This is a genomic window from Leptospira stimsonii (assembly GCF_003545885.1).
GTDB lineage: Bacteria > Spirochaetota > Leptospiria > Leptospirales > Leptospiraceae > Leptospira > Leptospira stimsonii.
Window position 1 is genome coordinate 70,449 of record NZ_QHCT01000001.1, and the last position, 22,355, is coordinate 92,803.

General features: G+C 42.3%; 20 protein-coding genes, 1 tRNA gene and 1 pseudogene. 10 read left to right on the forward strand and 12 right to left on the reverse strand.

Annotated features, from left to right (window positions below; translation table 11 throughout):
- Positions 1–456 precede the first annotated feature (456 nt).
- On the forward strand, positions 457–2,409 hold the full coding sequence (locus DLM75_RS00295) for a ComEC/Rec2 family competence protein (RefSeq protein WP_118966590.1): 1,953 nt from the start codon (positions 457–459) through the stop codon (positions 2,407–2,409).
- Positions 2,372–3,280: a 16S rRNA (adenine(1518)-N(6)/adenine(1519)-N(6))-dimethyltransferase RsmA gene (gene rsmA, locus DLM75_RS00300; protein ID WP_118966591.1), complete on the forward strand. Its 909-nt coding sequence runs from the start codon at positions 2,372–2,374 to the stop codon at positions 3,278–3,280. Before DLM75_RS00295 ends, rsmA begins: the two co-directional genes overlap by 38 nt.
- Here rsmA and DLM75_RS00305 read toward each other — a convergent pair.
- From DLM75_RS00305 to DLM75_RS00315, 3 genes are all read right to left on the reverse strand, one after another.
- Complete coding sequence (locus DLM75_RS00305; protein ID WP_118966592.1) at positions 3,277–4,797, reverse strand: HDOD domain-containing protein; 1,521 nt, start codon at positions 4,795–4,797, stop codon at positions 3,277–3,279. The two genes, rsmA and DLM75_RS00305, sit on opposite strands and share 4 nt — an antisense overlap.
- Before the next feature lie 91 nt (positions 4,798–4,888).
- On the reverse strand, positions 4,889–5,713 hold the full coding sequence (locus DLM75_RS00310; protein WP_118966593.1) for an ABC transporter permease family protein: 825 nt from the start codon (positions 5,711–5,713) through the stop codon (positions 4,889–4,891).
- Positions 5,706–6,620 (reverse strand): ABC transporter ATP-binding protein, encoded by a 915-nt coding sequence (locus DLM75_RS00315; RefSeq protein WP_118966594.1) that lies wholly within the window; start codon positions 6,618–6,620, stop codon positions 5,706–5,708. Before DLM75_RS00315 ends, DLM75_RS00310 begins: the two co-directional genes overlap by 8 nt.
- A gap of 190 nt (positions 6,621–6,810) precedes the next feature.
- Here DLM75_RS00315 and sixA point away from each other — a divergent pair, with 190 nt between their 5' ends.
- Positions 6,811–7,293: a phosphohistidine phosphatase SixA gene (sixA, locus tag DLM75_RS00325; protein WP_118966596.1), complete on the forward strand. Its 483-nt coding sequence runs from the start codon at positions 6,811–6,813 to the stop codon at positions 7,291–7,293.
- Positions 7,294–7,359: 66 nt separating this feature from the next.
- Positions 7,360–7,431: transfer RNA gene (locus DLM75_RS00330), tRNA-Pro, on the forward strand.
- Here the strand turns inward: DLM75_RS00330 and DLM75_RS00335 are convergent.
- Positions 7,423–8,235 carry a penicillin-binding transpeptidase domain-containing protein gene (locus DLM75_RS00335; protein WP_118966597.1) on the reverse strand — a complete coding sequence of 271 codons (813 nt, stop codon included), beginning with the start codon at positions 8,233–8,235 and terminating at the stop codon, positions 7,423–7,425. The two genes, DLM75_RS00330 and DLM75_RS00335, sit on opposite strands and share 9 nt — an antisense overlap.
- 6 nt (positions 8,236–8,241) lie before the next feature.
- Positions 8,242–8,499, reverse strand: coding sequence for an LIMLP_16025 family protein (locus DLM75_RS00340; RefSeq protein WP_069606084.1), 258 nt, complete (start codon positions 8,497–8,499; stop codon positions 8,242–8,244).
- A 391-nt stretch (positions 8,500–8,890) separates the two neighbouring features.
- Here DLM75_RS00340 and DLM75_RS00345 point away from each other — a divergent pair, with 391 nt between their 5' ends.
- Complete coding sequence (locus DLM75_RS00345) at positions 8,891–9,964, forward strand: nucleoporin Nup120/160 (RefSeq protein ID WP_118966598.1); 1,074 nt, start codon at positions 8,891–8,893, stop codon at positions 9,962–9,964.
- Positions 9,965–9,966: 2 nt separating this feature from the next.
- On the opposite strand, the gene DLM75_RS00350 is transcribed toward DLM75_RS00345, so the two are convergent.
- From DLM75_RS00350 to DLM75_RS00370, 5 genes are all read right to left on the reverse strand, one after another.
- Positions 9,967–10,617 (reverse strand): SGNH/GDSL hydrolase family protein, encoded by a 651-nt coding sequence (locus tag DLM75_RS00350; RefSeq protein ID WP_118966599.1) that lies wholly within the window; start codon positions 10,615–10,617, stop codon positions 9,967–9,969.
- On the reverse strand, positions 10,614–12,116 hold the full coding sequence (locus tag DLM75_RS00355; protein WP_118966600.1) for an ArnT family glycosyltransferase: 1,503 nt from the start codon (positions 12,114–12,116) through the stop codon (positions 10,614–10,616). Before DLM75_RS00355 ends, DLM75_RS00350 begins: the two co-directional genes overlap by 4 nt.
- Positions 12,117–12,151: 35 nt before the next feature.
- The gene (locus DLM75_RS00360; RefSeq protein ID WP_069606080.1) at positions 12,152–12,487 is read right to left on the reverse strand and encodes an STAS domain-containing protein; all 336 of its coding nucleotides are present in this window, start codon (positions 12,485–12,487) and stop codon (positions 12,152–12,154) included.
- Positions 12,488–12,551: 64 nt separating this feature from the next.
- Complete coding sequence (locus tag DLM75_RS00365) at positions 12,552–13,130, reverse strand: tyrosine-type recombinase/integrase (protein WP_118966601.1); 579 nt, start codon at positions 13,128–13,130, stop codon at positions 12,552–12,554.
- A gap of 556 nt (positions 13,131–13,686) precedes the next feature.
- On the reverse strand, positions 13,687–14,265 hold the full coding sequence (locus tag DLM75_RS00370) for a hypothetical protein (protein WP_429945405.1): 579 nt from the start codon (positions 14,263–14,265) through the stop codon (positions 13,687–13,689).
- Between the two features lie 461 nt (positions 14,266–14,726).
- Here DLM75_RS00370 and DLM75_RS00375 point away from each other — a divergent pair, with 461 nt between their 5' ends.
- The 4 genes and pseudogenes from DLM75_RS00375 to DLM75_RS00390 all read left to right on the forward strand — a co-directional run bounded on the left by DLM75_RS00375 (position 14,727) and on the right by DLM75_RS00390 (position 17,607).
- The gene (locus DLM75_RS00375) at positions 14,727–15,011 is read left to right on the forward strand and encodes an LIC10235 family protein (protein ID WP_118966602.1); all 285 of its coding nucleotides are present in this window, start codon (positions 14,727–14,729) and stop codon (positions 15,009–15,011) included.
- 111 nt (positions 15,012–15,122) lie between these two features.
- Positions 15,123–15,630, forward strand: a pseudogene (locus DLM75_RS00380) (tetratricopeptide repeat protein); the annotation flags it as partial.
- Between the two features lie 48 nt (positions 15,631–15,678).
- Positions 15,679–16,896, forward strand: coding sequence for a cyclic nucleotide-binding domain-containing protein (locus DLM75_RS00385; protein WP_069606076.1), 1,218 nt, complete (start codon positions 15,679–15,681; stop codon positions 16,894–16,896).
- A 21-nt stretch (positions 16,897–16,917) separates the two neighbouring features.
- On the forward strand, positions 16,918–17,607 hold the full coding sequence (locus DLM75_RS00390) for a DNA-3-methyladenine glycosylase family protein (protein ID WP_118966604.1): 690 nt from the start codon (positions 16,918–16,920) through the stop codon (positions 17,605–17,607).
- A gap of 720 nt (positions 17,608–18,327) precedes the next feature.
- On the opposite strand, the gene gmd is transcribed toward DLM75_RS00390, so the two are convergent.
- Both gmd and DLM75_RS00400 read right to left on the reverse strand, forming a co-directional pair.
- Positions 18,328–19,350: a GDP-mannose 4,6-dehydratase gene (gmd, locus tag DLM75_RS00395; protein WP_118966605.1), complete on the reverse strand. Its 1,023-nt coding sequence runs from the start codon at positions 19,348–19,350 to the stop codon at positions 18,328–18,330.
- A gap of 94 nt (positions 19,351–19,444) precedes the next feature.
- A complete protein-coding gene (locus DLM75_RS00400) occupies positions 19,445–20,818 on the reverse strand; it encodes an MATE family efflux transporter (protein WP_118966606.1) in 1,374 nt (457 codons plus the stop codon).
- A gap of 182 nt (positions 20,819–21,000) precedes the next feature.
- On the opposite strand from DLM75_RS00400, the gene DLM75_RS00405 reads away from it, so the two are divergent.
- A complete protein-coding gene (locus DLM75_RS00405) occupies positions 21,001–22,299 on the forward strand; it encodes an amidohydrolase family protein (RefSeq protein ID WP_118967894.1) in 1,299 nt (432 codons plus the stop codon).
- The last annotated feature ends 56 nt before the right edge of the window (positions 22,300–22,355 follow it).

A 22,355-nucleotide genomic window follows, 5' to 3' on the forward strand; every position in this document is an offset into this window, starting at 1 on the left:
TGCGAAATTCCGTTTTTGATTCTTAGAATCGTGTCCGACTCACTTTCGCGAATCCATCCTTGAATACGCGTTGACTTCAACCCTTCCGAATTTTGAAGAATTGTGGAAAGGGAACGTTTTCTCCAAGCGAGACGTTTTGTAGGAGCTCCTGCAAAAAACGTTTCCTACTTGCTAAATTCGTATTTTCTGATAGAGAAAAATCACCCGAGTTTTCCCGCGGACCCGCCTCCTCCACCCGATGAGGGTGGGGACCGCGACTTTTTCACGGAAGAATGTCGTTGTTACGACGGATTTTTCTACAATCCAAATCCCTTTTTGACGACGCCTGAACTTTCGGGATCGCCCTCGACCGGAAACGATTCAATCGAATCCCGTTCTAAAAATCGCTGAATTTAAAAACCGAAAAATAATTAGGATCGATCGCACACCCGAACGCTTCTCGGAACCGTTTAGGGTATGGGAAAACACTTTCGCAATTGGCAACCTTGCTCCTCCTTTTCGAAATTCTGTTTCGGAACCTTGCTCGGGATCTGCATCCAGTGGATCTTTCCACAAACGGGTTTGTTCTGGATGGGAATCTCGATTCTTCTTATCTCAGTCGGAACTCTTTTTAGAAAATATTTTATATTTTCAGAATATATTATTTTCGGAATATTCTTTCTCATTTTGGCGACGAGCCTTTATCCGGATCGGTTCCAAAGAGAAATGGAAAATCGAACCTATTCATTTCCGCGGAAAAATCTCTTCGGAGAAAACGAAGTCTGTTTTCAGGATCGATTCCGAGAAAGAATTCAAAGTCACCTCAAAGAAGCGGGTTTGGAAAAGAATACAAACCGAATCGCATCCGGCCTTATCTTCGGGGAAGCGAAACAACTTTCCAGGAACTTCAAACAAAAAGCGAAGGAAGGAGGAATCTTACATCTTTTTGCCGCTTCCGGTCTTCACCTCGGAATTTTAATGGGAGTTCAATTTCGACTTCTCAACTTCTTTCCAATTCTCGGATATGCGACGCCAAGGATCGTTCCTCTTCTTACCGGGTTCCTTTATCTATCTGCTTTAGGTTATCCCGTTTCTCTTACGAGGGCATGGATTTTCGCCGGATTACTTTTAATCCAAGGACTTTTCTTTCGAAAACTTAGGCCGGTAGATCTTCTTCTTTCTTCGGCTTGGATTCTTTGGATCTGGGATCCTCCTCGATTCCACTCGGTCTCTTTTTGCCTTTCCTTTGGCGCCGTAGCGGGAATCTTTTTCTTTTCCTATCCTTTACAAATCCCTTTCAAAATTTTTTCCAAGGAGAATCCGATTCTTTCTTTTTTGAAGGAAAATCTGATCGTTTCCTTTTCGGCCGGTTTGGGAACGATGCCCGTTTTACTCTTTTCCTTCGGGGCCTTCAGCTTTGGATCGATACTTCTCAACCTCATAGTGGTTCCGTTAGCCGGGATTTTACTTCCGATTCTTTATCTTTCTTTGCTCTTCCACGAAACGGGAATTCGATTCTTAATAGAATCTTCTTGGTCGATTACGGAATTTTTGATCCAAATTCTTTTTTATCTTTCCGATTCGCTTTCCAAACCTCTCGGATTTTATAGAGAAATGGGGGACGCTCTTTGGGCCGGGCTTCTTGGCTGGCTCCTCCTTTCCTTTCTCGTTTGTTTTTTCGCATACTGGACGGAAAATAAATTTCTAAAGAAGGAAGAAGGAAAAACAGAATTCTTAAATATTCAAAATTTAGAATATATAGATCAAAGAATCCGGAGAACTATTTCGAAAAGAGCGTATCCTTTTTTTTGCTCCTTGTTTTTTCTTTCTGTTTTTGGAATTCATTTTTTTCTCTACATGGCGCCCGATTTGTTTCCAAAAGAAAATCGTATCGTTTACAATCGATTCTTCTTTCTCCTTCGAAACGGAGATTCCCTATTTTTCTCTGGAAAGTGTAAATACGCGAATAAGAAGATCGCAAACGCCTTTCGAACTTCTAAAAATATCTTCTGCAATTCGTTTGGCGGAAAAGACCTAAATAAAATCTTCGTGGATGACGAATCTTGTTTGAGCTGGGCATTCCTCTGTTCCCGCGAATCTTTTCATTCGGAGCTCCTCTATTCCGGTCGGGACGCCGATCTTTGGAATCTCGTAAGCAAGATTCCTCTCAAAAAGTCGAAACCGGTACGTGAAATTCCTCTCTCGAGCGATTCTAAGATTCTATTCTTTCATACAAAAAAAGATTCTCTGTCTTCCCTTGTTCAGAAAACACGATTCGGAAAAGGTTGGATTCTTCTGGAAACCCCGTTCGGGAGCAAGGATCGCGCGGAAGTCTGGAATCAAAATCGAAAACTGCTTGGGCTTTCGGAGAGTTGGGTGTTTCTGGAGAAAGATGAACTCCAGAGAATACCCCTTTCGAAAAGTTTCTGAAATTCGGAAATTTCTGGAATCCAAGTCCTCGGCTCCACTTAAAAAATGGGGACAGAATTTTCTCATCGATCCCAATGCGATCCAAATCATCCTCTCCGGTTTGAGCCAAGATCTGCTTCCGTCCATCGATCGAATTTTGGAGATCGGTCCGGGCCTGGGCGCGATCTCTCACGGTCTTTTGGATTTTCACAAACCGGTCACACTTTTTGAAATCGATCCCGTTTACGCGACTTGGTTGCGCGAATATCTTCCGGAGTTTGAACTCAGAGAAGGAGACGCGCTCGGGTTTCTTCCGGAGTATGCGGATCAAAAGGTTTATCTTTTCGGAAACCTTCCTTATTATATTTCCTCCGAACTTACCCTGAGCGCGGTGAAAAATCTAAAAGGTCTCATCGGCGCGACCTTTCTTGTACAAAAGGAATTTGCAAAAAGAATCTCGAACGAGGCTTCTTCGATCCAATTCTACTTATCCGCTTACGGGAATTGGAAACTCAAAAAAGACATCAAAGCCGGAGCTTTTTATCCGAGACCGAACGTGGATTCTTCCGTTTTGGAATTCAGAGCCAAACCCGCGTTTGGCGACGAGTTCGGATTTATTGCTCTTGAATGTCTATGTAGAATGGCGTTTTGGGGAAAACGAAAAAAATTGACTTCCTCTTTTCGGGACGCACCTGTCACTTCACTTCCACTCGAAGTGCAAACGTCGAAGAATTTCTCGGAAGAATCGTTTCGAGCGGAATGTTTTGGAGCGTTGGAAAACGCAAAGATCGACGCGGATAAAAGACCGGAAGAATTAAAACCGAAGGATTTTCACGAAGCCGCTACGTTTCTTTCCGTTTTCCTAAAAGAAATGTTAGGAAAGAATTCTTAGGACTTCTTATTAAAATCCTTATATTCCTGTAAAATTCTCTTCGTAAATTCGGAGAATTCTTCCTCTTTTTTAAAACCGAAATGCTGAAGAACCGAAGTCTGAATCAAAGAATAATCCGCGAGACCTTGCGAAATGTCGATGATCATATCGGAAAGATAAATCGTAAAAACGGGATCCTGAAATTCTTTTTTAACCAGAAGCGGCCGGTGATGCATCTCGGCGGAAACGCGAATCGTATCCGAAAAATTCCACTTTTCGCAAATCATTCCGCCTAAGGTTGTATGCGAAATTCCTAATGCGGCTTCTTCCAAAGTCAACGGGGAAGGAAAAGATCTGTTCCCTAATAGTTCCGTAATTTTCGATGAGATCTCCGGCTCGAGCGAAAGAAGAATCACCCGTCCAACGTCGTGAAGGAGCGCGGCACAAACCAAAACGGTAATGGTTTGTTTTTTCCATTCCATTCTTTCCCCGAGTCTTCTACAGATAAAGGCTGAGAGGCTGGAGCGTTCCCAAATCGCTTCGAATTCTTTATAACGTTCTTCCAGGATTTTTTTTGTTCCTAAACTCAGAAGAATGTTGTTCAACTCGGACAAACCGATCACCTTGATCGAGTCTTCCAAATTTTCAACCCGCGCTCTTTGACTGAAGGACGCAGAGTTTGCGAGTTTCAAAATGTTCGTGGAAAGAGAAACGTCTCTCGCTACGAGTTCTGTAATACTCTGAATCGAAGAATCCGGTTTGTTAATCAGACTCATGATCTGATTGATATTATCCGGAAACGTGGGAAGTGTATCGACTTCGGAAAGAATTTCCCCCGTTTTCTGAAGGTTTATATTTCTTTTTTTAAAACCGAAAGGAATCTTGATATAAGCAGAAGTAACGCCTTCTTCCGATTTGATTCGATAAGAATCCCCTTCGATCCCTTCGTTTTTCAACATCAGCAAGGACATCGCGAGACCAAGCCCGGCGCCTTCGGATTCGTCTCCGTGATTTTCAAAAACTTCGGAAAGATCGTTGTATGTATGCGCTTTAGAAATTCTTTCCTGAACTCTTTGATCCTCTTCGGGAAGAATACTTACGTTGTTGGCGACTTTTAATAAAAAACTATTCTGATTAAATCCGAACGTAATCAAAACGTGTAAACCCTTCTCTTCCAAAAGATCGGTATAAAGATCTTTTTTAGAAATGAGTTCCGATTTGAATTTTTCCATTCCGATCGAGTATTGTTTCGGATCGTTGATATCCAGACCGGCTTCCTGAAAGATCACCCTCTTCTGATTCGCTTTTACGGCGTTCATGATCGTTTCCCTTAAAATGGAAAAGATACATTCCCGGAGAGAAGTAATGTCCAGATATTGAAGATAACGATCCAGAAGAAAACTGATGATCTTATCTATGTTTCGGTTGAGATGTGTGATTCTGAGATAAAGAGGATTGAGCGATTCGATAGGAACGTTGAGATTCTTAACGGAAAGATAATAACCTTCCTTTTCATAGTGATACCATTGAATCTTCATTACCGATTTCCAAAATCCAATCGAGTCGACAAAACGTCAACCCAAGGTAGAATTATGACTCTTTAGAGATTTGTCAATCGGTACTTTTTGTTTAAAGTTCTTTCCTGTCCAGAACAACTTTTCCAAGACCTAAAGAGAGAAGAATCCAGAGAGTAATCTGAGCCAAGGAATATTCCCCGTAGTAATGAACCTGGGAAAGACTCTTTGCAAGAAGAGAACTCGAAAAGAAAAAGATCGTTCCTTCCTGAGGAAGTATCCAGTAGATCACTTCGAGAATCTGCTTTTTCAAATCGGTAGTTTGTACCAAACTCGCCGCGGCTTGCTCATAGATAAACAGATCCAAAAAAGTGGAAAAAATCAGAACAGCCAGTCCGCCGAAAAAAGCCGCATTCTTCCCAAAAGATAAAACGAGTAAAAATCCGAAAACGATCAAAAAGTAAAAAATCGGAAACATCGTGATAGAAGCTTTCAAGAGATCCCAGGAAAAAATTCCTCCGGATAACTGCTGTTTAACAAGATACGTTCCGATGAGAAAAGTTGCGTTCGCTAAAATGAGAATCAAAACGCCGAAGGATTTTCCAACGAGATACGTTAAAGAAGAAATCGGCCTGGATAGAATCGGAAGATAGGTTTTGTTTTCCAATTCTTCGCCTAAAAGAGAAACCGGAAGAAACAGGGCGAGAACCGTATTCCAAAAAGCGAAAAAGAGAAATACGATATAGATTTGAAAATTCGGATTCCCGGATTGATCCTCGCCGCCGACTTGAATGTCGCAACTGAAATTGAAAAATAAAAAGAGAGCGGATATTATAAAAATGAAATATACGATTCTTTTTCGAAGTGTTTCTCTGAGAGTTAGAAACGCGATAGAAAACACTTTTGGAATCTGATCTTGAATCCAGGAAAGATTACTCATGATTTCCTCCCGTAACTCTTAAGAAAACTTCTTCCAAGGATTCGGTAATTCTTTCATACTTTAGAATGTTCGCGCCCAACCCTACGAGTTCCGCGGGAATTTTTCTAAGATCGATTTCGTTCGTGGGAAGGAATTCGATCTGATTGTCCGAGATCTTTTGTTCGGAAGAAATTTTTCGGATATAAGAATCCAATTCCGGAGAAACGGATTCCACTTTTACAAGAATTCGATTCTTCCCTTCTTTCAGAGATTCCAGAGGACCGATTGCGGCGAGAGTTCCGAGATTGAGAATTCCGATTTCGTGACAGACTTTTTCAACTTCCAAAAGTCTATGAGAATTCAGTAATACGGTTGTACCCTTGGTTTTATTTTCTTCAACGAGAGTTTCTCGGAAATCGATATAACCTTTCGGATCGAGTCCGGAACCCGGTTCGTCCAAAATCAAAAGTTCCGGATCTCCGATCAGAGCGGAGGCAAGCCCGAGTCTCTGTAACATTCCTTTCGAATAACCGGAAACTTTTTTGGAAGCGGCGTCTGCGATTCCTGTTTTTTCCAAAAGAGCATTCGACTTTTTTCGAATCTCGGAGCCGCGGATTCCTGCTAACTTTCCACTGAACGTTAGAAATTCTTCGCCAGTCAAAAAACCCGGAATCGAAACTTTTTCAGGAAGATAACCGATTCTTTTGCGAAGGATTGGTGAAAACGGGAGTCCAAATAGATGAAAGTTTCCCGATGTTTGTTTGGAGAATCCCATAAGGATCCGGACTAAGCTGGTCTTTCCCGCTCCATTCGGACCCAAAAGTCCGAAGACGGATCCCTTAGGGACTCGGAACGAGATTCCTTTGAGAGCGTTTTGTTCTTTGTATTTTTTTTGTATTGAATCGATTTCAATTGCAAATTCGGACATGCACTTTTCCTTGGAATCAGAGCCTTTTCTAACAAACCGGTCTACGGGGTCCAGAACCTTTACGTTCTCTAAAAGAATCCCGATGGAAGCCGGAATATAGAACGGTTGGACCTTTTTTGCAAACGAAGGTTCCAGCGAGAGAAGGCTCGGCGATTTTCGGGAATTCGTTCCCGGTCAATCCTCTGAAAACATGAAGATAATCATTGCGAGACATGGAGAAGCGGAACCGAATTCTCCAGACGGCACAGACCGATCCAGACCTCTTACGTCCAAGGGAGTCGCAGACGTTCAGAAGATGGCGCGTTTCTTTCAAGTCGGATTTAAAGTCACAAAGATCTATCACAGTCCTTATCTCAGAACCACGCAGACCGCGAAAATTTATACGGACATTCTTCATCCGGATCAAGAAACGGAATCCTTAGAGGATTTAGAAGCGGGACAAGACATGTCTCGAGTTTGTCCTTTGATCAAAAGTTTTTCCAACTCGGATACGATTCTCATTGTCGGGCATAGTCCGGATGTTTCCATCTTTGCAGAAAAACTTTTAGGAATCGGAGGAGTTGGTAAAAGTTTTCTTTTTTCTCCCGGTTCCGCGTTGGCGGTGAACGTTCCGAGAGAAAAATTTTTAGACGGACAAATCATCTGGTTTCTTTGCCCGGACTTTCTCTGCTAAAGGCCTTCCCTTTTTTCAGTTTACAGAAGAGCCTTTTCCAAAATTCTTACTGTATTATTTAAGAATCGGGGTGTAGCGCAGTGGTAGCGCACTTCTCTGGGGGGGAAGGGGTCGCTGGTTCGAATCCAGTCACTCCGAGATTCTTTTCAAAACGTTTTCGATTTCATTCTCACAACCCGCGATCCGATAGAAAGAACGAATCGCCCCTTCTCTCGAAGATCCTTCTCCCGTTTGCAAAACCGTGATCACGGAATATTCTTTTGGGAGATCTTTCGTCCAACGTTCCCAAAATTTTTGTTTCTTTTCTAAAAAACCCAAAAACCAAAACGCTCCACCGAGAGATCCTGTCTTTCCGTAAAGGATTGAATTTTGAGAATCACATTCGGACCAAAAAGCGGATTCCTTCCAAAATTGAAACGTCTTTGAAGAAACTCCTCTCGAACGACCTTCGTCTTTTAGGAAGGAAACGAGAAAGTTATGTTGTGATTCCGGAGATGTTTTGATCGAAGGAGAAAGGAAAAGATTCTTACGATTCAAAAACGGTTTTTTATAAACTTCCGAAACGAATCCGATTCGCATTAGAAAATCTTGAAGTTCTTCGTAACGTTTCGGTTCGTCTTCCAGAAACGAAAGAAAAAAAGAATTGGAAGAATACAACATCGCTTCTCGGAGATTCAGAGCTCGCGGCGAATGCGGGATATGTTTTTCGGAACTTATTTTTTGAAAACTAGGATAGACCAAATTCTTTTCGATTAGAAAAAGAGCGATCCAGTATTTGAATGTGGAAGCCGGTGTGAAGTTTTGTTTGAGAAGAATCCTCTCCCCAGTGATGGAGGGAGAGGAATCAATGAAGTGTGAGAATAGTGTAATTTCCTTGGAATGAATCTCTCCGGCGGAAATCAAAGACCAGAGAGTAAGAAATAGAATCTTGCTCCAGCGCAAAGAAACTTATTTCTTAATGAAATGATTCAGAATGTTGTCTCGGATTTCTTCGAACCGAACCAATCCCCATGCAAGATTGACTTTCAATTTGAGTGCATTCTCGCTCATGTCTTTTTCACCTTGAGCTTTGAGCTGATCGAATCTTTCTTCGATCTTTTCCTTTCCATCGTTTAAATCATCTACTAGTTTGTCGAAAATCTCGCGGGAGGTTTGAACGGCGCCGATCCCAGCGTTGATTATGTCGTTTAATTTGTTCTTTTCCATACAGCAACCCCTCAATTCGTTTTAGAGGATCTCTATTGCTATTTTTGTGCAGTGCATAAAAATAGCAAACATTTTTTTTAAGTTTTTTCCTTGCCTCTCTCCAAAGTTTCCGGCAATCCTTTTAAAAATTTAAAACACGGAGTTCAAACGGCCATTGGTGGTGAAGGAGTTCCTACCAGAGAAGATTGACTTTCGCTTGCAAAACAGCCGTTTTGTGATAAAGGAAAGTTTCTCCAGTTTTTTCCACCTCCCACCCCTCCACCCTAAACCAGGGCGGGGCTCGCGACTTTTACGGAAATCTGTCTTATCTCCGACGATCCAGCTTGAAATCGAAATCATCTTCTGGGGAAAAGGACACCGTAGTTTCGCGAAAAATGGACCGTAAAACGATATGAAACAGTCTCTTCTGCTAAAAAAAGCCCTCCTTTGCGGGAACTCCTCCGGTTTTCTAAAAATTGCGTTTATCCTTTCTCTCTTTGCCGTTCTCAGTTGCGGCGCGGAAGTCAAATCGCTGGGGCCGTCCGGATCGGCTTGCGTTCGAATCGAAGGACTCCCCGGTCCGGAAGATTTAGCCTTAGACGCCGAAGAGAAAATTCTTTATGTCTCAAGCCACGAGAGAAGAATCTCCGATCAGACGGGAAAGATCTTTTGGATCGATCTCAAAAATTCTTCGGTTCCGAAAGAACTTCCGGTGCAATTTCCTCCGGAGTTCCGACCTCACGGAATGAGTCTCCTTAAGACGAAAGGGACCTATCGTCTTTATGTGATTTCTCATCCTACACTTTATAAAAAACATACCGTGGAAATTTTCGAACGAAAGGGAAAAGATTGGTCTCATGTAGGAACTCTCACAGATCCTTTGATCACGAGTCCAAACGACCTCCACGCCGTTAGCGAAAACGAAATCTACGTTTCGAACGATCACGGTGCGGGAAGTTTTCTCCGTTACCTTCTCTGGGACGATCTTTTCGGATTCAAACGGGCCGATATCGCTTACTACAACGGAAAAACTTGGTCGAACCTGAACAATCCACTTTCGTATGGAAACGGAATTCTCCACGTAAAGGATTCTCAAGGAAAAGAATTTCTCTATCGTTCCGGCTTTACGGATCGGAGCGTCTTTCGTTTTCCAATTCAGAGACAGGATGGAAACCCGGTTCTTGGTCCGGCGGAAACGATTTTTTTAGATTCCGGAACGGATAATTTAGAACTCGATTCCAACGGAAGAATTTTCGTCGTTGGTCATCCTTCAACGTATAAATTCATAAGACATATGTTAAACGAAGATTATCCTGCACCGACTCAGATATTTCGGATCAATCAGAACGGAAAGTTCGATGAAATTTTCGCGACTTCGGGCGATTTAATTTCGGCAGGAAGCACGGCGATTCCGTTCGAAGGAAGACTCTATGTAGCGCAAGTATTCAATCCATTCATTCTGAATTGTGAATATAAGAATGATTGAATTTACTTGAAATAAATCTTCCGAATAGCGTCCGAATACACGGTTCCCATCAGATCGTAACCGACCGGATTCGGATGAATCGGATCGATCTGAGGATACAAGGGAATCGTCTTTTCGGTTTCAAGAAAAACGGTTTCCATGTCCGCGGTTAAATAGCGGGAACCGAGGCTTCTTAGATAAGGATTGATCTGAAGAATATTTGCGCGATAACCGGGTTGAATCGTCGGAGGCAAAATTGTTACGAGAATCGCCGCGTTGCTCACCTTTTGGATCGACTGGAGAAGAATTTCGTAATTTCCTGGAAACTGATCGATCGGATAACTGGAAACGTCGTTCGTCCCTAATTCTAAAATCAAAAGATCCTGTTGTTCCGTAAGAGCGGTTCCGATCACGTCGTTCCAACCGGGCACCGATCTTCCTGAAACGGAATAGTCGGTAACGGTAAATCTTGTTCCCAACTTTTCTCTCAAACCGAAACCATCCGATCTCTGAGAAAGGGAATCTCCGATGATTCCCACGTTTAAGAGCGGACCGATCAAAGGTAAAAGTGCCGAAAGACCTTGTCGGTCCGATTCTTTTCCCACGCAGGCATGAAAGAAAAAAGCAAATGCAATCGCTCCGAAGAGAAGTTTTTGGATCCGAAAAGAATTCATTTCTTTTTCCGAAGATAGATCTCCGCCTGAGCTCGGACCAATTTTCGAGTGGTGGAAGGAGATACAGAAACATTCTTCTTATAAAAGGAAGAGGAATTTTCCCTTAGATAAGAATCGATCGTTTCGTTTCGTTTCGTTCCTTCGCTAAAAACAAACGTATCGATGGAATCGAGAGTTCCGATAAACATTTCCGGCGGCACGGGCAATTCTCCAGGAATGAATTCTAAGATTTGTTGATTCGGATATTTTTCTTTCAGATAAAAATACGGATCTGGGATCGCTTGGATATAAACTTTTTTAGAATACTTGAGTTCGATTGCGATCTCTTCGGAAAATTTTTTTCCGAGATCGAATTCCGGATTCACAAATCCCACTTTTCGATACGCAAGAAAAAGAACGAGTAAGTTGCAGAATAAAAGTCCGGAACCGGTATAGACGACTCTCTTTCGATCGGAATCCTCCAAAAGAATTCCGCCTAACGCAGAAATCGGAATCGTAAGATACATCACATAATAAAATTCCGTGGAAAGAAAAAGAAATGCGAGCGTCCCAAGAATCCAAACAAAAAGAAAGATGAAACGTTCTTTTTTCTCTTTCAAAAGTCTTCGATTGATTCCAATTCCCGCCAAAAGAAAAATATAAAATAGAATTCTTACTCCCGGATTTTCATATCCTCCGATGAGAATCTTGATCTTTGTGATCATGGAAAAAACGGAAAAGAGTTCTTTCTTTCTTCCGAACTGCAACCCGAATTGAAATAAGAATAGATCCCATTTCGGAAAAAGCCAAACGATCCATACGATCAACGGTAGTATTCCGCCCAACCAAAACAAAGGCTGAAACAGAGAACCCCTTCTCCAAAGAAGATAGAGAGAAGGAATTCCAAAAACCGCGCCGAAAGGATGAGAGAGAAAAGAAAGCCCGAGCAAAGCACCGGCGCCGGCGCCTTCGATCCAACTTACTTTTTCAGGGGATTCTTCCAGAGCGCTTCGTACAAGAAAGAAAAGACTTCCTAACGCAAAGAATAGGCAGAGAGCTTCCATTCTCGCCATCAAACCCACTCTTAAAAAAAGAAGATCTGTCGCGAGGAGAAGACAAGAGAAGAGCGCGGAGAAAGAGGAGAATCCGATTCTTTTTAAAATCCCGAATAAAATAAGAATCGAAAACGCGGCCGTGATCGAAGTGAAAAGACGCAAACCTTCCAAGCCCGGCCAAACGAATTGCATCCAAAATCCGCCCGTAAGAAAATAGATCGGCGGCATCCAAAGTGTGATCTCTTCCATTCCCGGAATCAGACCTTCTAAAACGTTCGTTCTCAAAGTTCCGAAACTTGCAAAATCTTGAGCTGGGGAATAGAAAAGGACTTCATCCGGCCAGACTGGAGGGAATTCCAATCGATCGTTTTGTGGAATCCAAACAAAAACAAAGACGATCAAAAACAACAGCGCCGGAGGGACTGCGTTCGGTGAGATGAGTTTAGAAAGAAATTTCCGGGACATAGACCCCGAGGGAAATCCGGGAAAATTCCCGGATTTTAGGTTAGTGAATCGAGAGCCGCGCTTTCTGTTTCGTAAACTTCAAACAGATCCAGCAGTTCGACCACGTCGAAAACTTTTTTTACGGGAGGAGTGATACAACAGAGTTTCAACTTCCTTCCTTGCTTTTCCAGTTCACGGACCATACCTACAAAGATACGAATCCCCGAAGAGGAGATGTATGAAATATTTTCCAGGTTTATCAAAATATCACCCTGGCCGGACTGAACATCATCTAGTAATTTTGCTTCGACTTCGTCTGAATGTCCGATATCCAGCCTTCCATTGAGCGCAACTAGAGTATGTTTACCGATCTTTTTCGTCTTGATTTCCAAAGATGGCTTCCTTTTGGAGAATTAGGACTAAATTAAGCTTTCAGAACGCGTTTACAACTCATTTTTAAGCTCCAATGTCTATAATTTCCTCGATGGAAAATATTTTTAACCGCTCGACCTTCGCGCTTTTCCCAATCAATTTATAGGTCGCCCTTCGAGTCTTATATCCGAGATAGAACGAAATATACGCGATAGAAATGCCGTGTTTATGCATTCTCATTGCGATTGTCCTTCGAATCATCGGAAAAGTGATTTCAATTCCGGTTTTACTTTCTATCTTTTGAAGAAGTTTTTGAATCGTCCTTCGATGGAGTTTCCCTTTTCTTCCTGAGAATAGGAATTCATCCGGCAATTTCCCTTTGAGAGAACCGTAAAAATCTTTTAATAAACATCCCGGAATCATCAAGGAACGTTCCGCCAACCCATTTAAACCACGAATTCTTAATATTCCATTTTCAATGTCGACGTCTTCCGCACGAATCGAAATCAATTCCTCAGGTCTCAATCCAAAAGAGAATAAAATTCGTATCCAAGTATAATGCAACGGATTGCTTCTACAGGCTTCCCGGAGACATTCCATTTCAGAATCATTCAAAACTCTTCCTGATTCCAGATCGTCCAAATTTTCTTTTTCTATGGTCATTGCAACAAACCTCCTTTTTTAAATTCGGAAACATTTGCCAAAAACGTAAAAAATATGACAAACAAAAAATAAAAAAGTAGAATGAATTAAAATTTTTATATTAAAAGTATAAAATAAAATTTGAATATTCAATATTCTTAAATTATTCTAAATCGGAATATTTCATTTTTATTGATAACGGGATCAAAAGGAATTCTCGGAGCTGAAAGTAATACTTCTTCGTAAGTTTATTTCAGACGAACTTCAAGTCCGTTTTCATGCGTTTTACGGAATCGTTTCGTTTGTCGGAAAAAGTTTAAATCATTCTTTTTCAAAGAAAATACGGATCTTACGGGGAAGAATTAGGAGTAAAATATCATATTAAAAACGATAGAAAATGAACTTCCATTTTCTTCGCATATTCTAATCTTGAAAATATAATTTATAATCAACTCATGACTTGTTTTAAAAGTAGAAGAGACATGGATCTTTTAGAATGGGATCTTCCAATCTCGGTCCATTCTTTTCAGAAGGAGAACGTTTCCGTTTTTTCTTCGTTTACTGAGATTGCGTTCTTTTAGTTCACTTCCACACGGTTCAATTCATCCAACTCCACTTTCCAGGCTTGAACGATCTGAACCATCACATCCAAAACGGCTGGATCGGGAGAATCGTACGAATCGGCGGCAAAGGAATCGACGGTTTCGAAACCTTGAATCGACTTCATCGAATTCTTTTCCATCCTCGCTCTAAAAACTTCAAATTCTTCTATGGATTCCGTTGGGGAATTTTTTACGTAATACGGTTTTATGATACTTACTCGAATACTTTCGATCGGAAGATTTTTGAGCGTCTGCAAAAGTCGAAAAGAAAGAAGCGCGATTTCCAGTTTCATTCTTTCTTTGTATTCTTTCTGACCTAAAAAGGTAAGCGCGGAATTTCCACCTACTGCTAAAGTGACTCTTACGTTGCCGCTTCCGGACGTTTCTCCTGGGGCGATTTCTATTTCTTTCAGCCGATCTCCCAAAAGGAGGAACGATGTCTGACGTATCTTTTCCTCCACAGGGATTTGTTTGTCGGATAATATCTTTTGCACTTGGTCTTTCGGGCTCGCCTTACAAGCAAAAGTCGAAACTACGATGCAGAGAAGAAACATAGGGTAAAATACCCTATATACAGAATGAATCCTTTGGAAAAGACGATTTCGATTTTTGAACCCATTTCGATTTTTTAGATGAGGGTACAAATGTTCATTCTTCATTGAAACATCTCCTTCCTTTTCATTTTGTGAAATTGACTCTCTAATTTTATTGGATCCACTCCAATTTTGCAAGCTTTTAGCCGCTTTTCGCCGTTTCTCGACCGCCGAACGCCTGTTTCGTTATCCAAAATTTTGGGCAGGATTCCCTTGTTTTTAAGTCAAGGATTCCGCTCGTTATCACGATCTTCGGATCCGTTCCCTCTCTTTCTTGGAAACAAATTATTTCAAATTTATGGCTTCCCTTCTATGATTTTGTTTCCTTTACTTTTCTTTTTTTTTAAACGTTTTTTAAAAAAAGATCTAACGCGCATTTTTTTCTGTAATTTTAATTAGGTGATTTCGTCTCAAGTAACTGTATGAAACCAAAAAAAATCTCGAACGACGATCTTGAGTCCCTGGTAACAGGAGTAAAATCTCAATCCATTGATGCAGTGGGGAATTATCTATATAAGGGATTCAGAATACAGGTAAGTAAGTATAATCTTTCCGGAGCGGAAAGAGTACAACTCTTGTACCAAAGAAGAAGAAACAACGGCCTTTGTATTGTTTGTGGAACGAAAGTTGCCAAGAAGAATCCCTCTTCAGGCAAACTCTATCGGCTCTGCGAACACCACCGGAAGACAATCGATAAGAAAAAGTAATCAACCTTTTCGGCAATTCTGCAGATAATCTTTATTAGGGGAATTTTTCCTCCGGAGATTATCTTGCAGGCCAAAGGTTCTTACGTTTTCATACTCTTTCTCATTTTCGCTTGGATTTCTCTTTCGAATTCCCTTCGCTCCGAAGCGAGTCCGCTTCAAGAAACCCAAGCGCAAAATCTTCTTCGAATCGCAGAAGAAGCCTACAAAGACCGAAAATTTCACAAATCAATAGAAGAAATTAAGAGTTTTCTGATTCTTTATCCTTCGAGCAAATTCAAATCCAAGGCCTATCAGGTCTTAAAAAACAACTATTCCCGGCTGGGACGCCCTGAAAAAGTTCTCGAAATCAGCCTTCAGCAATACTCGGAAGAACCCTCTTCTACCCAGGGTTTGAATGCCTTTTTTGAAGCCGGAAAACTTTATCTTGAGATCGGAGAGGAAAACAAAGCGAAAGAGGTTTTCAAATCCATCTGCACCCAGTCGTTTTCCCGAGAACTCGCCGAAAAAGCCTCTTTAGAGCTCTCTGAATGGGAGATTTTGAGCGGATCTAAGACGGAATTGTCAGAATGTGGAGAAAAGTAGTTCTTTTTTTGGAGATTGGATTCCTAAAATCCGATAATGAAAACAGTTGAACTCTGATTTTCAAAAAAAATACTAACCCAACAGCATGTCCACAGGCATCTTCCAAATCGTTAACTTTCAGAAGGGCTCCTACATTATCGTAGAGGGAAAAAAAGATTCGCCTAGCTTCTTTATTATCCGCGAGGGTAAGGTAAAAATAGGACGTGAAAACCCAGTTGTAGGAGAAGACCCGAATTCCGTACAAGGTCCCGGGGACTTTTTCGGCGTCGTCGCCGCGATGAGCCAACACGCGCAGATCGAATCCGCAGTGGCGCTCACGGACGTTTCCGTGATCGAAGTGAGCTACGATCAATTCGGAACCCTCATTCAAAGGAATACACCGGTAGCGATGAAAATCATCCGCTACTTCTCGATGAAACTCCGTCAGTTCGACCAGACGATCACTCGTCTGACCTTTCGCTCCGCTGTGGAAGAAGATCCGAACGAACTCTACAACATCGGGGAAAATTACTTCAATCAGAAGAACAACCCGCACGCGGCCTACGCATTTCAGAAATATCTCCAATATCTTCCGAACGGTCCGTTTGCCACTCAGGCAAAACTAAAACTTCAGACAATGAATCAGCCGATGCAATCGGCTCCGATCGATCTGACGAAGTTCAACCGGATGTACGCGGACAACGAGATGATTTTCTGCGAACACGAACCCGGGAGAGAATTGTATATCATCCAGAACGGGAAGGTGAAAATCACCAAGATCGTGGATAAAAACGAAGTATTACTCGCCGTTCTTCAAAACGGGGACATTTTCGGGGAAATGGCGCTCTTGGACAATAAGCCGAGATCCGCTTCCGCAATCGCTTGGGGTCAAGTTCAACTTCTCGCCATCAACAAAGCGAACTTCGAAGGAATGGTGAAGGCTCAGCCTCAATTGGCAACTCGTCTGATCACCCTTCTTTCGGAAAGAATTTGGACCGCTTATAAACAACTCGCAAATTTAATGATCAACGATCCTCAGGGAAGAATCGCGGATACTCTTCTTACTTTGGTCGAGAAGAATCGAATCAAGATCACCCCGAAGGTTTCGTATAACTTTGAGATCGGTACAAAAGACTTAATCAAGATGGTCGGTCTTTCGTATCCGAAAGATGAGAATTTGGTCCTCGATCTTCTTACGAAAAATAAGTGGATCAAACTGGATCAAGGAAAACTCAGTTGTACGGATTTAGTGGAATTGGAAAAGTTAGTTCATATCTATAGAAAAAAATCCCAGATGGAAAACAAACTCAAGAAAAGAGCATAACGCGTCTTTCCCGGATTTGGAATGACTGCTCCAAGAAAATCAGCGAAATCTTCTAGTTCCGGAATTTCTTTCTCGCAGAATATTGAAGACAGAGATTTTCGACTCAAAAAAGCGATTCAGTGGCTCCGAAAGCAGGATTCGGTTACCAAAACATTGATCGATTCGGTCGGTCCGTGCAATCTAAAGACGATCGGTTCTCCCTATCAGGTTCTCATTAAATCCGTTTTAGGACAACAACTCTCAACGAAGGTCGCTCTCACTTTCGAGAGAAGATTGATCGCTCTTGCTGAAACGAAAAAAATTCCTTCTCCTGAAAGAGTTCTCCGGATCTCGAACGAAGATTTGAGAAAGATCGGAGTTTCGCAGGCAAAGACGGAAACGATCAAAAGAGTAGCTGAAGCGTATCAAAGTCGAATCATCTCAGATTCTAAACTCCATAAATTAGAAGATACGAATGTGTTGGAACTTCTTTGTTCTTTGAAAGGTGTGGGTCCTTGGACCGCCGAGATGGTTTTGATCTTTGCACTTGATCGCTGGGATCATTTTTCGATCAACGATTTGATTCTCCGAAAGTCGGTGGAAAAACACTATGGAATCTCAAAGGACAATAAGAAAGAGATTCAAGAATTCCTGAAATCATTCTCTCCTTATCGGACGATCCTTTCTTGGTATCTTTGGGCCGACGTTGATGGGGGCGAAGGCTGGGGTTAATCGATTCAAACTATTCCGGGAAGATTCTTTTCGGAAAAACAAGTCTGAATAGAATTTTTTGTAGGAGTTCCTACGAAACGAAATGAAAAACTTTTACTTGTAAAAAGTAGTTTTTTCTGATAGAGAAATGTCTCTCGCTTTTTTCCCGCGAGCCCTCCTCCTCCACCCGATTGGGGCGGGGGCTCGCGGCTTTTACGGAAAATGGTCGGAACTACGACAATCTTTTCTCTGAATGGAAATTTTTAATCTCTTCGTCTTTCGCACTCTTCTCAGGGGAATTTGAGTTCTCAAATCCTAAGTTTTTTTTCTGGGAACACCTTTTGGTTTTTAACTATTTTCATGGGATCGTTTATTCCTAAATTCGATCCTCTTCTATTTTAGAAAGAAAATTCTTAGGTGAGAATTTCATTTTGATTTTTTTCTTTCTCTCCTTTTTAATATCAAAATGGATTCCTTAAGTCCGAACCCTTTTTTGAGGTTTTATTTTTTTTCCGCTCCCTGCGATAGCGATCGTAGCGGAAATCTCGAGCGCCTTTCAAAGAAAAATCACTTTTTAGGGCTTGGATTTCTCTCTGAAAAAGAGAACTTTAGTATATTAGAAAAGTAGAATGGAGTGGATTATTCGCGAGAGATTGAAGCGGAAAGCGCGATCGCGAGCCTTTTTTAGAATGTGCTCGCGAGCGAATCGCCCAAAGTATATTCAAAAAATAGATTTTTCTTTTAGAGTTTGATACCGACCAACTCACAATCCGCTTTGGTCATGATCTTTACGAGTTCTTCGAATTTCACCTTCGGTTCCCATCCCAATTTTTTCTTTGCCTTCGCGGGATCTCCGATGAGAATATCTACTTCGGTCGGACGATAGAATTTCGGGTTTACTTCGACCAAGAGTTGTCCGCTCTTTGCGTCAAATCCTTTCTCCGTGTCTCCCTTTCCTTCCCAACGAACCTGCACTCCTGCAAACCCGAAGGATTTTTCCACGAATTCCCTCACCGTGTGGGTTTCGTTTGTCGCGACCACGTAGTCATCCGGATCGGGTTGTTGCAACATCATCCACATCATCTCGACGTAATCCGGTGCATATCCCCAATCTCTCTTTGCGTCCATGTTTCCGAGGTGAATCGGTCCACCTTTTTTCGCGAGAAGATTGGCAACACCGATCGTGATCTTTCTTGTCACAAATCCTTCTCCCCTTCTCGGAGATTCGTGATTGAATAAAATTCCATTCGATGCGTGAATCCCAAACGCTTCTCTGTAGTTTACCACGGCCCAATATGCGTAGAGCTTTGCCACAGCATATGGCGATCTTGGATAGAATGGAGTGCTTTCCGTCTGTGGAATCGCCTGGACTTTTCCGTAAAGTTCGGAAGTAGAGGCCTGATAAAAACGACTCTTGACTCCGATCTGTTTGATCGCGTCTAAAATTCTCAGAGTTCCTACGGCGTCGGCTTCTGCGGTGTATTCCGGAACTTCAAAAGAAACTCCCACGTGGGATTGTGCCGCAAGATTATAGATTTCGTCTGGGGATACTTTTTCCAGGATTCGGTTCAGGTTGCTCGAATCAGTAAGATCTCCGTAATGCAGGACCAGATTGGAGTTCCCGCGAAGATGCTCGATTCTTCCCCGGTTGAACATGCTGGCTCTTCTTACGATCCCATGCACTTGATACCCTTTTCCGAGGAGAAATTCTGTTAGATAGGATCCGTCTTGCCCCGTGATCCCAGTTATGAGCGCTTTTTTCATCTTCAGACCAGAAAAACCGAAAAACCGGATCTGGCAAGAAAGAATACGCTTACATTCCTACCTTAGAATCATTCCTCCGGGTCCTTTGATCCACTTAAACTCGATTGTGTGCCCAATCCCTTCTTCTAAAACGAATCAGAAAAACAAGAGCTAACACGAAAACCCAGGCGACAATCCCGGACCAAAGTCCTACGGACCCGAGTTTTAAGTAGATCCCCAAGAAATACGCAACAGGTAAGAATACAAAATAAGAAGCCAAGGTATAGGCCTTGAATACAAATCCTTGCAACCCCGCTCCCCGAAGCGCCGACCCGATCACCATATGATAGGCGTCCGCAACCTGGATGATTCCTAAAATCACAAGCGGTCCGTAAGCTTCTTGAATCAACTCCGGATCGTTCGTATATACGGACAACATCTTCTTTCCGAATAGAATAAAAACCAAACCCATCGTCCCCATCCCACACGCAGAAAAGAATGCGGAACGGAACGCTCCGTGATAGGCCAGCTTCGCTTTCCCAGCCCCCAGCGCTTGTCCTAAGATCGTCGTCGCCGCGACCCCGAATGCGTAACCCGGTAAAAAGGAAAGACTCAACGTGCTAAACAACATATTCGTAACTGCGACCGCGGCGGTTCCAACAATGGTCGCGAACTCGATGAAGATCATAAAGGAAATATTATTCAGTAATTCGGCTAACGCGGGCGCTGTGCTCGCTTTGAGAATTTCCTCCAGATGAGGAAAGCTGAACTTCCAAGAAATTCCTTTGAAATACTTTCCAAGATCTTTTTTATAAAAGTAATAAGGAAACGCAAGCAATCCGGCGCCACCCGCAAGAGAAGAAGCGATCGCCGCGCCTTTCACTCCCATTGCCTCGAAACCGAAATGTCCGTAGATCAAAATCCAATTCAAGAATATATTCGCAAAACATGTTATGATCATGGATGCGAGTCCCGCGGTCGTGATCCCAAGTCCGTCCGTAAAGGCGCGAGTCGTAAATAGTAAAAAGAAAAAGATCGTTCCCAAAAAACGAAAGTAGAGATAATCACTCGAAAGTCCTCTCACAATCTCGTCCTTGTTGAGAAGTTCCATCATCCATCCGCTCGAAGCCGCTCCTCCGATCGACAACAATCCTCCAAAAAACAAAGCAAGATATAAAGTCGTAAGCCCCACTTTTCCGATTTCGGAATCGTTCTTTTCTCCGAATCTCCTCGAAACGATGACCTGAATCCCCATCGAAAATCCCATCAAAAAAGCGAGAACGGTGAAGTGCGCAATTCCTCCGATCCCGATCGCCGCGATCGAATTCTTACCAAGCCTTCCCACCATCATCGTATCGGTCACCCAGACAACGGTTTGACTGAGCATTCCAAACACGACCGGGACCGCCAACTTGAGAATCATCGTATTCAAAAGACTAGGTCGTATGTTTCTATAAAAAGTATGAAGTAAATGACGTAGAGTTTTCAAGGTTCATCCAGAATTATAAGGTTGCGGATTAAAACTACTTCTTTTCCGAAAATTTTTCTTTCACGTTTGTAATATCTTTTTCAAGTACGTCTTAGGAACAATTCGAGGCGGATTGAAAATCATTCTCCAAGATCGAAAACTCACTGAAAACGAAAACAAAAATGCGGTCCGAAAAAGAAACTATGAAACATTATACCGATCTTCACAATCATCTCTACGGCTCCATCACTTCCGAATTTCTTTTTGAAATCGGAAAATCGAATCCCTCACCTCGTTGGGAAATCTTCACCCATTCTTATCAACAATGTTATGGAAAGAGTATTTCTACGAAAACTTTTTTCGAGGATTATAAGAATCCCGATTCTTTTCGAAAACTCTATCAGTTCAATCATCACGGACCGTTTCCGGAATTTCAGGCTAAATTCAATCTTATCATCGCGTTATCCAAGTTCGATCCCGACGAAATCGCGTTAGTCGCATCTCGAATCGTAGAAGATCAATTTTCTCAAGGAGTTACCTTCGGCGAATATAGAATCATGTATTCTCCAAAAGACACGGAAGAAGGAATCTACGAAAAGACGATCGCGGCCTGCGAAGGTTTGGCGAAAGGAGAGGAAAAAACCGGAGGCCGTGCCAAGGGAAAACTCGTCGTCTCCTTGCATAGGGACGGAGACGTTTTCCAAGAATACGCACTTCTCAAACGTCTGATGGAAAGGAATTCTCTCATTCGAGAATATTTGGTAGGATTAGATTTTTGTTATATTGAAGAAGGATTTCCGCCCAAGGACAAACGGAAATTCTTAGAAGAAGTGAATAAAGACAACGCCGCCGAGAAAGATACGGCTCTTTCGATTCTCTATCACGTAGGCGAAAGTTTTCAGGACAAGTCCATTCTTTCGGCTTCTCGCTGGGTTGTAGAATCCGCGCAGTGGGGGGCGCATCGTCTCGGTCACGCGATCGCTCTCGGCTTGGATCCGTCCAGCATTCAAAGGAAAATTTTCGAATCCAAATCGGAACGTCTCGATCAACTTCAATTCTACTATGATCGAAAGGAAGAATTGGATTCTTATATGGAAACTCCTTCTCGGGAAAGAATCGGGAATGAAATCGATTCCCTCAAACACAAAGAAACGATCGAGCTCGAAACTTCCCCCTCATTTCTACAAGAATGTTTCGGTTTTCAGAATTTCTGCATGGACCAAATCAAAAAGACAAACGCAATCATCGAATCCTGTCCAAGCTCGAACGAATACATAGGCATGGTGGTAGATCCAAAAACTCATCCGATTCTAAGATTCGAAAAACATGATTTACGATTTACGATTTCTACGGATGATCCAGGAATTTTCGGCACGACCATCGAAGAAGAATATTCAAAAGCGGCTAAGATCGGTCTGAGTGCGGAGACCTTGGAATCGGTGAGATTGAATTCTTTTCTTTATACTTCCGAGATTCTGAGCGGCAGGAAATCCGCCTCCTAAATCGGCCTTAAAAATTCTTGCCTCGACCTGCGTTCGGCAGATTGTAGAGGAAAGGC